The sequence below is a fragment of the Pseudoduganella flava genome, assembly GCF_007830495.1.
Taxonomy (GTDB): Bacteria; Pseudomonadota; Gammaproteobacteria; order Burkholderiales; family Burkholderiaceae_D; genus Rugamonas; species Rugamonas flava.
Genome location: NZ_VLKW01000009.1, coordinates 58,043 through 73,882 on the forward strand (window position 1 = coordinate 58,043; position 15,840 = coordinate 73,882).

Sequence of the window (15,840 nt, forward strand, 5' to 3'; positions counted from 1 at the left end):
AGATAAATCATGACGGTCAAGTTAACGGGTCCCCTCGGTTTCGGCAGCTTCGATGACGACGTTGAAGTCGGCGGCGATGCCGGCGACGTGTTTGTCGGCGGTTTCGGCCTGTATGGCGACGCCGGCAACGACATCGTGCAGGCGGGCGGCGGCGACGATACGATCTACGGGTCGGACGGCGCCGATACGCTGGACGGCGGCGCCGGCAGCGACCTGGTCGACTACAGCCTGGCCGGGGCGGGCATCGTCGTGGACCTGGCCAGCGCGACCGCCGTGGCGGACGACAAGGGTACCGACACGCTGGTGTCGATCGAGCGCGTGCGCGGCTCCGCGTTCGACGACACGATCACCGGCGGTGCCGGCGACGATTGGATCGCTGGCGGCGCGGGCGCGGATCGTCTCGATGGCGGCGCAGGCATCGACACCGCAAGCTATGCTGACGAGGCCGCCGGCGTGATCGCGAACCTTGCCACCAACAACGCCACCACGACCACGGGCACCGACACGCTGCGCAATGTAGAGAACCTGTCGGGCAGCAGCTACGCCGACTACCTGACCGGCGATACGGCGGCGAATTTGCTTGATGGCGGCGCCGGCAACGATGTGCTGCGCGGTGGCGCCGGCAACGACACGTTGGTGGGCAATATCGGCGACGACACAGCGGCGTTCTCCGGCAATCTCGCCGACTACACGCTGACGACCCTGGCCGATGGCCGCGTGCTGGTCACCGACCTGCGCGCCGGCCAGGACGGCACCGACACGCTGGTCGGCATCCGCCACCTGCAATTCGCCGACCAGAAGCTGGACCTGACGGGCGTCGACCGCCTCGTCGCGGCCGACGGCCAGGCGCAATCGGTCACCGGGCTGGCTGACGGCAGCTATGTGATCGCCTGGCAGGGCAGCGATGCGAGCGGCAGCGGCGTGTTTTTCCGCCAGTTCGATGCCGACGGCACGCCGCTGGGCGCCGCCACGCAGATCAATACCGCAACGGCCGGCCAGCAGCAGGCGCCCGCGATCACCGCGCTGTATGGCGGCGGCTGGGTGGCGGTCTATCAAAGCCAGGGCACAAACGGCTGGGACATCGCCGTGCAGCGCTTCAATGCCGACGGCAGCCGCGCCGGCACCGAGATGGTGCTGGGTCAGGCGGGCGACCAGCTCGCGCCCAGCGTCAGCGCCACCGTCGACGGTGGCTTCGTCATCGTCTGGCAAGGCGCCGGCAGCGACGGCACGGCCGACGTGCGCGCCACCCGCGTCAGCTGGGATGGCCAAGCGCAGACGGCTGCGCTGGTGAACACGACGACGACGGGCCAGCAGCAGGGCGCGGCCGTCGCCGAGCAGGACAACGGCTACATGGTGGCCTGGCAGTCGGACAACGGCAGCAGCCACAAGGTGCAGGTGCAGCAGTACAGCTGGGACGGCACGGCGGTGGGCTCGGAAGTCACGCTGGCGACCAGCGGCGTCGTCGGCAGCGTCGGCATCGCCACCTTGTACGGCAGCGCGGGCTACAGCGTCGCCGGCACCGTCGTGACCTGGGTGCAGGACGACGGCAACGCGACGACCGCCGACGACGCGGTGATGGTGCAGCGCTTCAGCGCCGCGGGCACGCCGGTGGGCGGCCCGATCACGGTGGTGTCGGCCGGCTTCCAGCACGAGGCAGCGGTGACGGGCCTGCGCGACGGCGGCTTCATCGTCGTGTGGGACAATGTGGCGGTGGACGGCACCGTTTCCGTGATGGGGCGCCACTACAATGCGGACGGCTCGGCCGCAGGCACTGCATGGCAGGTCAACCAGGTTGCCGCGACGGGGGCGATCGGTGCGCCGACGGTGGCCGAAGCGGCCGACGGCCGCGTGATCGTCAGCTGGACGGCGATGGGCGCGGACGGCGTGGCCCGCGTCTGGCAGCAGGAAGTCGGCTATGACGGCGCGGCGGAGTTCGCGGTAGCGGGCAGCACCGGCGAGCCGCCGGCGGCACCGCAATTCAGTGTGCAGGCCGTGCAGGAGCAGATGGCGGCGCGCGCGGGCGCCGCGCCGGCGACGGACAGCGCGCTGATCCAGGCACCGGGCCCCGTCGTCGACGAGGGCACGTTCAGCAAGGGCCACCTGCTGATCAAGGGAACCGCCGACGCGGGTGCGACGGTCACGCTGTACGACGCCGGCGTCAAGGTCGGGCGCGTGACCGCGGGCGGCGACGGCGCGTGGATCATCGAATTCAAGGACCTGGAGGCGGGCGCGCACCGCTTCACCGCGACCGCCACCGACATGCTGGGCCAGACCAGCGCGGCCAGCCACACCGTGGCACTGGTCGTGCTGGGCACGATCGCCGGCACGACCGGCAGCGACAACGCGGCCTATTTCACGACGCGCGGTGCCGATGTCAATGCGCAGACGATCGATGCCGGCGCCGGCAACGACACGATCGACGGCGGCGGCGGTGCCGACACGCTGCAAGGCGGTGCCGGCAATGACACCTACGTGATCGGCAACGACGGCGTCACCGTCGTCGAGAACCTGAACGGCGGTACCGACACGGTGCGCGCCACCGTCGACATCACACTGGCGGACAACGTCGAGCACCTGGTGTTCGAAGGCAGCGCCGGCCACACGGGCTACGGCAACGCGTTGAACAACTCCCTCACCGGCAGCAGCGGCGACGACGCCCTGTACGGCGGCGACGGCAAGGACACGCTGGCGGGCGGCGCCGGCAACGACACGCTCGACGGCGGCGCCGGTGCCGACGCCATGACGGGCGGCGCCGGCGACGACACGTACATCGTCGACGCGGGCGATACCGTCACCGAAGTGGCCACCGCAAGCGGCGGCATCGATACCGTCAACACCGCGCTGGCCAGCTACACGCTGGGCGCCGGCGTCGAGAACCTGGTGCGCATCGGCGACACGGCATTCACGGCGACCGGCAATGCGCTGGACAACCTGATCGTCGGCGCGGCCGGCAACGACAAGCTCGATGGCGGCGCCGGCAACGACACGCTGCGCGGCAACGGCGGCCAGGATACGCTGACCGGCGGCACCGGCGCCGATGCGCTGTACGTCGGCGCGGGCGCCGCGACGGTCGATGGCGGCAGCGACACCGATACGGTCTACCTGAACTACGCGTTTGACGCCTACACCCGCGTGCGCAACGGCCAGTCCGAACTGCAGCTGACGGGCCCGGACGGCCAGACCGTCATCGTCCGCAACGTCGAGCGCTTCGTGTTCGCCGGCGGCGAGCCGATGGACTGGGCCGTGGTGACGGGCGACATCGCCGGCCCCGGCAACCAGAAACTGACCGGCTCGGCGCAGGCCGACACGATGGATGGCAGCGCCGGCGACGACACGCTGGCCGGCGGCGCGGGCGACGACACCTACGTCGCCGATTCCGCCAACGATGTGATCGTCGAGGCCGGCGACCAGGGCATCGACACGGTGCAGGTGGCGTTCGCCTCGCGTCCCACCTACGTGCTGGCCGCGAACGTGGAAAACGCCGTCATCACGACGACGGGCGCGGCAAGCGTGACCGGTAACGAACTGGACAACAAGCTGGTCGGCAACAACGCCGCCAACACGCTGGCGGGCGCCGCGGGCAACGACACGCTGGACGGCGGCGCCGGTGTCGATCGCCTCGAAGGCGGTGCCGGGGACGACCTGTACTACGTCGACAGCGCCGGCGACCAGGTGATCGAAGCGGCCCTGGGCGGCAAGGACACGGTGGTCACGACGGCCGCCACGTTCACGCTGGCGGCGAACGTGGAAAACCTGCGTTACGACGGCACCGCTCGCACGACGCTGACCGGTAACACGGACGCGAACGAGATCACCAACGGTAATGGTGGCGGCAAGCTGTCCGGCCTGGCCGGCGACGACACGCTGGTCGGCGGCACCGGCGCGGACAGCCTGGTCGGCGACGCCGGGGACGACGTGCTGCGCGCCGGCGGCGGCGCCGACACGCTGGACGGCGGTGCCGGCAACGACACGGCGGTGCTCGGCGGGAACCGGGCCGACTGGACGATCACCCGCACCGGCGACCGCGCGCTGTCGCTGCAAGCGGGCGGCACGACCGTCGTCGTGCGCGACGTCGAAAGCCTGGCGTTTGCCGACGGCACCGTGACCTTCGCCGAGCTCGCGATGACGACCAAGGCAACCGCATGGGGCGACGGCATGACCGGCACGTCCGGCAACGATGCACTGGACGGCCTGGGCGGCGCGGACACGATGGCCGGCCTGGCCGGCGACGACACCTACACGGTGGACAACAAGGATGACGTCGTGATCGAGGAAGCGGGCGGCGGCGTGGACACCGTGCGTATCGCGCTGACGACCGCCAACGCGACTTACGTGCTGGGCGAGAACCTCGAGCATGCGCAGGTGACGTCGACGGCCGCGGTGAGCATCACCGGCAACGCGGCCGCGAATGCGCTGACGGGCAATGCGGCCGCCAACACGCTCTCCGGCCTGGACGGCAACGACACGCTCGATGGCGGCGCCGGCAACGACACGCTGGTCGGGGGCGATGGCATCGACAGCCTGCTGGGCGGTGCGGGCAACGACAAGCTCGATGGCGGTGCCGGCAACGACACGCTGGACGGCGGCGCCGGCAGCGATGCGATGACGGGCGGCGCCGGCGACGACGTCTACTTCGTCGACGGGACCGGCGACACGGTCGTCGAGGCGGCGCAGGGCGGCACCGACACGGTCCGCACCACGCTCGCTTCGTATACGCTGGCGAACAACGTCGAGAACCTCGTGTACACCGGCAGCGCCGCGTTCACGGGCACCGGCAATGCGCTTGCCAACGTCATCGACGGCGGCAGCGGCAACGACAAGCTGACGGGCGGCGCCGACAACGACACGCTGCGCGGCCATGCCGGCAGCGACACGCTCGACGGCGGCGCCGGCGACGACACGGCCGTGCTGGATGGGCAGCGCGCCGACTACACCGTCAGCGCGCTCGTGGCGAACGAGACGCTGTTGACGGCCAAGGACGGCGCGAAGATCGTGTTGAAGGGCATCGAGACGGTGACGTTCGCCGACCAGGGCTTCGCGCTGACCGATCTGCTGAAGGATGCGATCACGCTGGGCGCGGACACGCTGCAAGGCTCGGCGGGCGACGACACGCTCGACGGCAAGGCCGGTGCCGACACGATGTCGGGCCTGGCCGGCGACGACATCTACATCGTCGACGACGTGGGCGACCGGATCGTCGAAGCGCAGAACGAAGGCACCGACACGGCGCGCATCGCGCTGGCCACGGCAGGCAAGACCTATGTGCTCGATGGCCACGTCGAAAACGCCGTCGTGACGAACGCGGTGGCGACGAACGTCACCGGCAACGACGCCGACAATGTCCTGACGGGCAACGCCGCCGCCAACGCGCTGGTCGGCGACGCCGGCAACGACAGCCTGGCCGGCCTGGCTGGCAACGACAACCTGCAGGGCGGCGCGGGCAACGACACGCTCGACGGCGGCACCGGCAACGACGTGCTGGCGGGCGGCGCGGGCGACGACCTGTATATCGTCGACGGCAGTGGTGACACGGTGACCGAGGTAGCGGGGCAGGGCATCGACACGGTGCAGACGACGTCTTCGAGCCTCGTGCTGGCGGCGGCGGTGGAGAACCTCGTGTACACGGGCACCGGTTCGTTCAGTGGCACCGGCAACGCGGAAGCCAACACGATCACGGGCGGCCGCGGCGCCGACCGTCTCGGGGGCGCCGACGGCAACGACACGCTGTCCGGCGGCGCCGGCAACGACACGCTGACGGGCGGCACGGGCAACGACGTGTTCCACCTGGACCTGGGCTCGAACGACACGATCACCGATTACGCGGCGGGCGACACCATCGCCCTCGACGTGGCGGGCCTGAAGCTGGGCGGTGGCGGCACCGTCGTGCGCGACGCGGTGGGCGGTTTCGCGGCCGACGTCGACCTGGTGGTCTTCACGGCGAACATGACGGCAGTGAACACGACGGCGGCGGCACGCGTGATCGGCAGCGCGACGGCGTCGTATCACGTGGGCGACGTGGCGCTGTTCGCGATCGACAACGGTGCCTCGACCGCGCTGTTCCGCTTCACGTCCAACGGCAATGACGCGGTGGTGTCGGCGGCCGAGCTGACGCAGGTGGCGACGCTGACGGGCGTGAAGGATGTGAGCGCCGTGACGTTCGAGTTGTTCAACACGGTGGCCTGATTCGTTTCAAGGCTGCGCAGGAATGCCGTCCGGTTAGCCGGGCGGCTTTTTTTTTCGCGCTGTTCGCGTTCGCTGAGCTTTCACCCCGGAACGGAACTTATCGCCGATATGATCTCGTCAGCCGACAGCGGTAGATGCGCCAGCGCACGGAACAGGTGCTGAAAGCCGCTCGTTCCCATCCTTGCCTCCTGATATCGATGAGGTATCTCAACAGAAGGTAAGACAGCGTTGACGCCTGGAAGTTCCCCAACCTTACGCGAACAGCGCCTTATTTGCGCAGTCGGTCTTCCTGTAGTGCGTTCCTTTTGTCCCCTGTGTCACTAGCACAACAATTCCCACTTTCCCCAATCCACTTGGTGCTAATTTCCCACTCGCATGATAAATTGCCGCCCATAAAATTTTAACAACAAAGTTCACAAATAAACTACTTTCAGGGATGAGCATGGCAAGGATCGCGGGCACGGCAGACAACGATACGTTGGTGGGAACGGACGGCAACGACGTCCTCCTCGGCTTCAAGGGCAACGATGCGCTCGACGGCGCTGCCGGCACGCGCGATATCGCCAGCTACGGCTATGCCGACGGTGCGGTAGCCGTGAACCTCGCGACGGGGCAGGCGACGGGAGCGGACGGCACCGACAGCCTGGCCGGCATCGAAGGCGTGTTCGGCTCCTACTTCGCCGACACGATCACGGGCGACGCCAATGCCAACGTGCTGGACGGCCTGGCCGGCAACGACACGCTGCGCGGTGGCGGCGGCGACGACACGATCGTCGGCGGCAGCGGCGTCGACGTCGCCGTGTACAGCGGCGCGCGCACCGATTACGAAATCAAGTCCGATGCGGCCGGCAAGCTGACGATCCGCGACCTGCGCGCCGGCTCGCCGGACGGCACCGACATCGTGTGGGACGTGCGCAAGCTGACGTTCCTCGGCGGCGCGAAGGCCGAAACGATCGAGCTGAAGGCGGTCGACCACGTGGTTGCCGCCAACCCGGCCAGCTACCAGCTGTACCAGTCCGTGGCCACGCTGCTCGACGGCAGCTACGTTGCCGCGTGGCGGGCGCCGGATGCGAATGGCGATGGCATCTACCTGCGCAAGTTCGATGCGGACGGCGTGCCGGCCGGCAGCGACGTGCTCGTCAACGCCGACCAGGTCGGCGACCAGCGCGCCGTCGTCGTCACCGGCCTGTACGACGGCGGCTGGGTCGCCGTCTATCACAGCAACCCGTTCGTCTGGCAGGGCTACGAGTCCGACTGGGACGTGCGGCTGCAGCGCTTCGATGCCGCCGGCGCTAAGGTCGGCGACGAAGTCCTCGTGAACTCGGTCACGGCCGGCGACCAGCGCCTGCCCGTCGTCACGGCGACGAGCGATAACGGCTTCGTCGTCGCCTGGCAGTCCCGCAGCGGCGCCACGCTCGACATCAAGGCGCAGAAGTTCGACGCCGACAACAACAAGGCGGGCGGCGAATTCACCGTCAACGCGGCGACGGACGGCGACCAGGTGGCGCCGGCCGTGGCGGAACTCCAGGACGGCTACGTCGTCGCATGGTACAACGCGGCCACCAATGCCGTGATGACGCAGGCCTTCGGCCTCGACGGCGGTACTGCCGGCAGCGAGAGCGCCGTGGCGGTCGCGCCGGATGGCGGCAAGATTGGCGCCGTCAAGGTCGCGAGCCTGTACGCGCCGTACGCCGCGGCGATTCCCGCCTACGTCGTCACGTGGATCCAGGATGCCAAGGACGGCACCGACACGGTCCACGCCCGCATCTACAACGCCGACGGCTCGGTGCGCAGTGCGGACATCACGGTGGCCGGCAACGGCGACCAGATCGGCCACAGCGTCGTCGGCCTGCGCGACGGCAGCTTCATGGTCGTGTGGGACGAAGTCGCGGCGGACGACACGTCCGTCATCATGGGCCGCCACTACAATGCCGACGGCAGCGCGGCCGGCGCCGCGTTCCAGGTCAACCAGAGCTCCGCGCTGGGCGTGGCTCTCGCGCCGACCGTCATCGAAACGGCCGACCAGCGCGTCGTCGTCAGCTGGGGCACGCAAGGCAGCGCCTATCCGGGCAGCGGCGGCATCTACCAGCAGATCGTCGATTACAACGGCAATCCGGAATTCGTTACCGCGCCGGGCAGCACTGCGCCGGGCGCCACGACGATCGCTGTCAAGTCCGTCATCGGCGGCGCGATGCCGATGCTGGACCCGGCATACAACGGCATGCAGTACTGGGGGCTGACCGATGTGCAGAGCGCCGCGAAGGTGACCAACGGCCACTTGATGGTCACCGGCGCCGCCGCCTTCGGCTCGACCGTCACGCTGTACGACGGCGCGACGAAGCTGGCCACCGTCGGCGTCGACGACAACGGCAGCTGGGCCGTCGAACTCGACCAGCTGGCCGCCGGCACGCATTCGTTCACGGCCGTCGTCGCGGATGCGAACGGCAACAAGAGCGCGGCCAGCAAGGCCTTCGCGCTGACGATCGACGGCGTGCTGAAAGGCACCGGCGGCGCGGACAGCGAAGCATGGTTCATGAGCCTGGGCGCGAACGGCGCCGCGCAAACGCTCGACGGCGGCGCCGGCAACGATACGCTGAACGGCAACGGCGGCAAGGACACGCTGATCGGCGGCGCCGGCGACGATACCTATCTCGTCAACAATGCCGGCGTGACGATCGTCGAGGCGGCCGGTGGCGGTACCGATACCGTGACCGCGACGGTGGCCACGACCCTGGCGGCCAACGTCGAGAACCTGACGTTCACGGGCGGCGCCGGCTACGTCGGCACCGGCAACGCGCTGAACAATTCGATCATGGGCAGCAGCGGCAACGACAAGCTCGATGGCGGGGCCGGCAACGACACGCTGCATGGCGGCATGGGCGGCGCCGACACGCTGATCGGCGGCGCGGGCGACGACACCTACATCGTCGTCGATGGCGGCGAGACGATCACCGAGGCGGCCGGCGCGGGCACGGATACCGTGTATGCGGTGATGCAGGACATGACGCTGGCGGCGAACGTGGAAAACCTGTTCCTGTCCAGCCTGAACGGCCAGCGCGGCACGGGCAACGCTGCGAACAACCAGATCACGGGCGACCAGTTCAACGACACGCTCAGCGGCGAAGCGGGCAACGACACGCTCGATGGCGGTGGCGGCAGCGATACGCTGGTCGGCGGCACCGGCAACGACACGTATTACGTCGACGCGGGCGACACGGTCGTCGAGCAGGCTGCCGGCGGCATCGACACGATCGTCGCGCGTGCCGATTACACGCTGGGCGCGGAGCTGGAGAACCTGCAGTTCGTCGCCGGCCCGCAGGGCTATGTGGGCGTGGGCAATGCGTTGAACAACGTGATCGGCGGTGGCGTCGGCGGCGACGTGCTCGATGGCGCTGCCGGCAACGATACGCTGGCCGGCAACGCGGGCGACGATACGCTGGACGGCGGCGCGGGCATCGACTCGATGACGGGCGGCGCCGGCGACGACCTGTACGTCGTCGACAACGCGGGCGACAAGGTGATCGAAGCGGCCGGCGGCGGCACCGACATGGTCCAGACGTCGCTGGCCAGCTACACGCTCGGCACGGACGTGGAATTCCTCAGCTACTCCGGCGAGGGCGCGTTCAGCGGCACCGGCAACGGCGCCGACAACTTCATGCGCGCCGTCCAGTCGACGGGGGCGCGCCTGGCCGGCCTTGCCGGCGACGACACGCTGTTCGGCGGCGCGGGCGCGGACAGCCTGTCCGGCGGCGACGGCGCCGACCGCATCGGCGGCATGGGCGGCATGGACACGATCGACGGCGGTGCCGGCAACGACACGGCCGGCTTCGAGGACATCCTGGACAACTACAAGGTGGTGCGCAGCGGCGAGAACGCCGTCACGCTGACGCACCGCGTGACCGACGTCGCCGTGACCGTGCGCGACGTCGAAACGTTCGAATTCGGCAAGGAGGTCGTATCGTTCGCCGACCTGGTCGCCACCAACGTCGCTTCGGCCTGGGGCGACCAGCTGTTCGGGACGGATGCAGGGGAGGCGCTGGACGGCCTGGCCGGTGCCGACACGATGACGGGCGGTGCCGGCGACGACACCTACACGGTCGACAGCAAGGGCGACGTGATCGTCGAACTCGATGGCGGCGGCACGGACAAGGTGCGCATCGACATCGCGCAGGCGGGCTACACGTACACGCTCGGCGCCACGCTGGAAAACGCCGACGTCGTGGCGAAGGTGGCCGTCAACGTCAACGGCAACGGCGCGAACAACGCGATCACCGGCAATGCGCTGGCCAATGTGCTGGCGGGCCTGGACGGCAACGACACCCTGAGCGGCGGCGCCGGCAACGACAAGCTCGATGGCGGCGCGGGCGCCGATCTGCTCGACGGCGGCGCGGGCAGCGACACGCTGGCGGGCGGCGCCGGCAATGACGAATACGTCGTCGATGCGGCCGGCGACCAGGTCGTCGAAGCGGACGGCGGCGGCAGCGACATCGTGCGCGCCACGGGCCTGACGACCTGGACCCTCGGCAAGAACGTCGAGATGCTGGTGTTCGATGCGGCCGGCAAGGCCGTCACGGGCACCGGCAACGCGGACGGCAACGCGCTCTCCGGCGGCACCGCGGCATCCGCGAAGCTGTTCGGCCTGGGCGGTGCGGACATGCTGACGGGGACGGCCGGTGCGGACAGCCTGGTGGGCGGCGACGGCAACGACACGCTGGCCGGCCGCGCGGGCGCGGACACGCTGGACGGCGGCGCCGGCACCGATACGGCGCGCTTCAACGGCGACCTGGCCGACTACACGATCGAGCGCATCGGCGAAGGGGACGTGCGCATCACCGGCACCGCGGCCACGACCGTGCGCGGCGTCGAATCGTTCGCCTTCGCGGACCGCGAGCTGACATTCGTCGAGCTGGCCAACCTGGCCAACAAGGCATCGGCCTGGTCCGACAGCCTGACCGGCGGCAGCGGCGCGGATGCGCTGGACGGCCTGGCGGGCGCCGACACGCTGGTCGGCTATGAGGGGACCGATACCTACACGGTCGACAGCAAGGACGACGTGATCGTCGAAGCCGTCGATGGCGGCTACGACACGGTACAGGTGGCCCTGACGGTGGCCAACGCCACCTACACGCTGGCGGCCAACGTGGAGGCCGCGAAGGTGACGGCGAAGGTGGCAGCCAACGTCACCGGCAACGGCGAAGCCAACACGCTGACGGGCAACGACCTGGCCAACGTGCTGACGGGCCTGGACGGCGACGATACGCTGAGCGGCGGCGGCGGCAACGACCGGCTCGAAGGCGGTGCGGGGAACGACAAGCTCGTCGGCGGTGCCGGCAACGACACGCTTGCCGGCGGCGCAGGCGACGACGAATACCGGGTCGACGCCAGCGGCGACGTCATCATCGAAGCGGGCGACGGCCACGACTTCGTGTACGCGTCAGTGGCCTCGTACACGCTGGCAGCCAACGTCGAAGACCTCGTCGCCTACAACCTGCAGACGGGCTTCACGGGCAACGGCAACGCAAGCAACAACCTGATCGTCGGCACCCAGTACGCCGACAAGCTGTCCGGCAACGACGGCAATGACACCCTGGTCGGCGATGCGGGCTACGACACGCTGTCCGGCGGCGCTGGCGACGACACGGCCATCCTCGACGGCGGCAACAAGGTCTTCGACGGCGGCACCGGCGGCGACGTCGCCGTCGTGGCGGGCTCCGAACTGCGCTACGCGGTGTTCGGTGCCAGCGCCACCGACACGCTGCTGACCGACCTGCTGACGGGCTCCGTGATCACGCTGCGCAATGTGGAGGCCGTGCGGTTCGCCGAAGCCGACGTGCTGGTTGCCGTGAACGAGCTGCGCCTGCAGGCGCCATCGACCGGCAACGACAACCTGCAAGGGAGCGAGAACCCGGACACCATCGATGGCGGCGCCGGCAACGACACGATCGCGGGCGCGGAAGGCAACGACTCGCTGCAGGGCGGCGCGGGCACCGACAGCCTGGTGGGCGGCACCGGCAACGACACGCTCGACGGCGGTGCCGGCAAGGACGTGCTGGCCGGCGGCGCGGGCGACGACGTGTACATCGTCGACACGGCCGGCGAAGTGCACGAAGGGGATGGCGACGGCGGCGTCGATGCCGTCAAGACGGCGCTGGCGTCGTACGTGCTCGACAAGAACGTGGAGATGCTATTCTACACGGGTACCGCGGCATTCTCGGGCACCGGCAACGAGCAGGACAACCTGCTGTTCGGCGGCAGCGGCGCCGACCGGCTTGCCGGCGGCGCGGGCAACGACGTGCTGGTTGGCGGTTCCGGCGCGGATACGCTGACGGGTGGCGACGGCAGCGACGCGTTCGTGATCGACAAGGGCGACAAGCCCGATACGGTGGCCGACTTCAAGTCCGGCACCGACGTGATCGTGTTCGATGCGCCGGTGCTGGCCATCGGCAACCGTGACTCGACGGTGGACGGCGCCACGCTGGCCGCCGGCAAGGGCGACTTCGCCGCCAGCGCCGAGCTGGTGATCGTCACGACGAACGCGAAGACGCTGGACACGGCAGGTGCCGCGGCCGTCATCGGTTCGGCGCAATCCGCCTACGACGTTGGCGCGATGCGGCTGTTCGTCGTCGACAACGGACTGTCCTCGGCCGTGTTCAAGTTCAGCGCGGCCGCGGCGGACGCGCAGGTGTCCGCGGGCGAGCTGACCTTGCTGGCCACGCTGACGGGCGTGCCGGCAACGGCGGTGGGCGATTTCGTGTTCGGCACGGCGGGCTGACGCGGCGCTGCCATCGCTGCGAAGGCGCCTCCGTGGAGGCGCCTTTTTTCATTCCGGAGGGCCGCCTCGGCTCGCGTCACCGCGTTGTTGCCGTATCGCAACGCAAGCAGGTGTTCGCCTTCGCGCATCGTTCTCCTTTGATCTGCGGCCAATTTATCGCCCTGCATTGCGATAAATTGCCGTATGGCAATGTTCATCGGGAGCGGGAAATGACACTGAAACTGAATGCAACGGTGGTATTCGGCAGCTGGTTCGACGACGTCGAGGATGGCAGCGATGGGGCGGACCTGTTTGTCGGCGGCTTCGGCAACTTGGCCGACGAAGGCAACGACCTGATGGCGGGCGGCGCCGGCAACGACACGATGCGCGGTTCGGATGGCGCCGATACGCTCGATGGCGGCGCCGGCAGCGACCGCGCCGATTACCGGGAAGCGGCCAGCGGCGTCGTCGTCGACCTGGGTGCCGGCAGCGCGCAGGACGGCACGGCCGACGACACGCTCGTGTCGATCGAACAGGCGTGGGGATCTGCCTATGCCGACAGCCTCACGGGCAGCGCCGGCGCCGACACGCTGTCCGGCGGCGCGGATGCCGATACGCTGGACGGTGCGGGCGGCTTCGATATCGCGTGGTATGGCGACGCGACCGCCGGCGTCACCGTGAACCTGGGCACGGGCAGCGCGTCCGGCGGTGCGGGCGCGGATGTGTTGCGCTCCATCGAAGGCGTGACGGGCGGCGCCTTCGCCGATGCGCTGACGGGCGACGCCGGCGCCAACCTGCTGGACGGCGGCGCCGGCAACGACACCTTATGCGGCGGTCTTGGTGACGACACGCTGGTGGGCGGCATCGGCGACGACACGGCGCTCTTTGGCGGCACCCTGGCCGACTACCGCATCACGGCGCTGGCCGACGGCCGGTTAGCGGTGACCGACCTGCGCGCGGACCGGGCCAATACGGGCACCGACACGCTGGTGGGCATCCGCCACCTCGCGTTCACCGACCAGGTGCTGCATCTGCCGAGCGCGGACCGGCTCGTCGCCACGGCCGCGCCGGCGCACGCCGTGACCGCCCTGCTGGACGGCAGCTATGTCATTGCCTATGGCGGCACGGATGCGGGCGGCGACGGCGGCGTGTTCCTCCACCGTTACAGCGCTGACGGCACCGCGGCAGACGGCGCCGGCGCGGTGAACACGGCCACCGCCGGCCAGCAGGACGGCGCGGCCGTCGCGGCGCTATACGACGGCGGCTGGGTGGTGGCCTGGCATACGGCGGCGGCCGGCGGCGCCATCGCGTTGCAGCGCTTTGCCGCGGACGGCAGCGCCAGCGGCGCCGAGCTGCTGGTCGACGGCGCCGCCGGCGGCACGGCGCCCGCCGTCACGGCAACGATCGACGGCGGCTTCGTCGTAGCGTGGCAGGACGGCGGGCAGGATGGCGGGCAGGACGTGCATGCCCAGCGCTTCGATGCGGGCGGCATCGCGCAGGGCACCGTCGTCGTCAACACGGCGCCGGCCGGCGCGCAGGCGGCGCCGGTACTCGCGGAGCAGGACAACGGCTGCATGGCCGCGTGGCACTGGGCGGACGGTTCCGGCGAGGGTGTCGCCGTGCGGCAGTTCACCTGGGACGGCACCGCGGCGGGCGACGACGTGCGGCTGCAGACGGCAGGCGTCGTCACCGACGTCGCGATCGCCACGCTGTATGCCGGCGGCGGCGCGGCGGCCGCCGGCACCGTCGTCACGTGGATCCAGGACGACGGCAATCCGGCCACCGCGGACGACGCCGTGATGGCGCAGCGCTTCGACGCGAGCGGCGCGGCGGCCGGCAGCCCGGTCACGGTGGCCAACGCGCTGTTCCAGCACGAGGCGGCAGTGACGGGCTTGCGCGACGGCGGCTTCATCGTCGTGTGGGACAGCGTGGCGGCGGATGGCACGACGGCGATCATGGGGCGCTATTACATGGGCGTCGGCTTCCCGACCGGCCAGGTGTGGCAGGTCAACCAGGGCGCCATCGCCGGGCAGCTGGCGGCGCTGTCGGTGACGGAAGGGGAGGATGGCCGGGTGATCGTCGGCTGGACCGATGGCGCCGCGCAGACGTGGCAGCAGGGTATCGGCTACGACGGCCGGGTGGAGTTCGCCTCTGCACCCGCTGCGACGGCGTCGCTCGTCCAGGCCGCCGTCCAGGCGATGGCGCTGCCGGCCGATGATGGCCAGCAGCAGGTGGTGGAGCTGACGGGCGTGCCGCATCCGGGCACGCACGGCGGAATGTTTTACGACATCGCGTTGATGTGAGCGGGGGTGGCGGCGGCGCGCGGCAGGCAGCGCAGCGCGCGGCCCACGAACAGACCGTTGAACACGCCGTACAGCGCGCCCGCCGTCGCGGCGAAGCCGGCGCCGGCAGCCAGGTCGGGGCGCACGGCGCAGGCCACGGCCACCGCGTACTTGGTGACGAAGGTGGCCAGCATCAGCGCCAGCGGCAGCCAGCTGCCGCGTTGCAGCACGGTGCCGGCGGCCCGGTCCACCTGGGCGGGCGCCGTGGCGCGCCATGCCAGCAGCGTGGCGGCGCTCGCGCCGGCCAGCCAGCCCAGCACCGGCGCCGCATCCAGGCCGAAACGGTGCGCCATGTCCTGCACGGACAGCACCAGCAGCACGGCCGGGATCACGAACACGCGGCGCAGCGGCAGCACGCGGTCGCGGCTGGCGGCGATGCCGCGGCTGACCAGGAAGGCCAGCAGGAGCCAGACGTAGATCGGGGTGTGGGTGACGATTTGCTGCAGCATGGTGTTCTCCTCGGTGTGGGTGGTATGCGATGAGGAGATCATGCGGCCCGGCCGGCGCCGGCGCGAGCCGTTTGCGACGAAACGGCCCAGGCCGGGCGCGAAAGCGGGCTGGCGC

The 15,840-nt window shown here is 70.0% G+C and carries 3 protein-coding genes and 2 pseudogenes; 4 read left to right on the forward strand and 1 reads right to left on the reverse strand.

The annotated features are described in order from the left end of the window. Nucleotides 1-9 precede the first annotated feature (9 nt). The 4 genes and pseudogenes from IP92_RS21245 to IP92_RS21255 all read left to right on the forward strand — a co-directional run bounded on the left by IP92_RS21245 (nucleotide 10) and on the right by IP92_RS21255 (nucleotide 15,237). A complete protein-coding gene (locus tag IP92_RS21245; protein ID WP_145878874.1) occupies nucleotides 10-6,183 on the forward strand; it encodes a calcium-binding protein in 6,174 nt (2,057 codons plus the stop codon). Between the two features lie 442 nt (nucleotides 6,184-6,625). Then, nucleotides 6,626-6,967: pseudogene (locus IP92_RS30820) on the forward strand (calcium-binding protein); the annotation flags it as partial. A gap of 1,485 nt (nucleotides 6,968-8,452) precedes the next feature. Continuing rightward, nucleotides 8,453-12,955, forward strand: a pseudogene (locus IP92_RS21250) (beta strand repeat-containing protein); the annotation flags it as partial. A gap of 209 nt (nucleotides 12,956-13,164) precedes the next feature. Then, nucleotides 13,165-15,237 (forward strand): calcium-binding protein, encoded by a 2,073-nt coding sequence (locus tag IP92_RS21255; protein WP_145878877.1) that lies wholly within the window; start codon nucleotides 13,165-13,167, stop codon nucleotides 15,235-15,237. Here IP92_RS21255 and IP92_RS21260 read toward each other — a convergent pair. Then, the gene (locus tag IP92_RS21260) at nucleotides 15,216-15,767 is read right to left on the reverse strand and encodes a DUF6622 family protein (RefSeq protein WP_307724867.1); all 552 of its coding nucleotides are present in this window, start codon (nucleotides 15,765-15,767) and stop codon (nucleotides 15,216-15,218) included. The two genes, IP92_RS21255 and IP92_RS21260, sit on opposite strands and share 22 nt — an antisense overlap. Between the last annotated feature and the right edge of the window lie 73 nt (nucleotides 15,768-15,840).

Coding starts and splice junctions, on each gene's coding strand:
- IP92_RS21245 (WP_145878874.1), top strand. CDS start 10: ATGACGGTCAAGTTAACGGGTCCCCTCGGTTTCGGCAGCTTCGATGAC.
- IP92_RS21255 (WP_145878877.1), top strand. CDS start 13,165: ATGACACTGAAACTGAATGCAACGGTGGTATTCGGCAGCTGGTTCGAC.
- IP92_RS21260 (WP_307724867.1), bottom strand. CDS start 15,767: ATGATCTCCTCATCGCATACCACCCACACCGAGGAGAACACCATGCTG.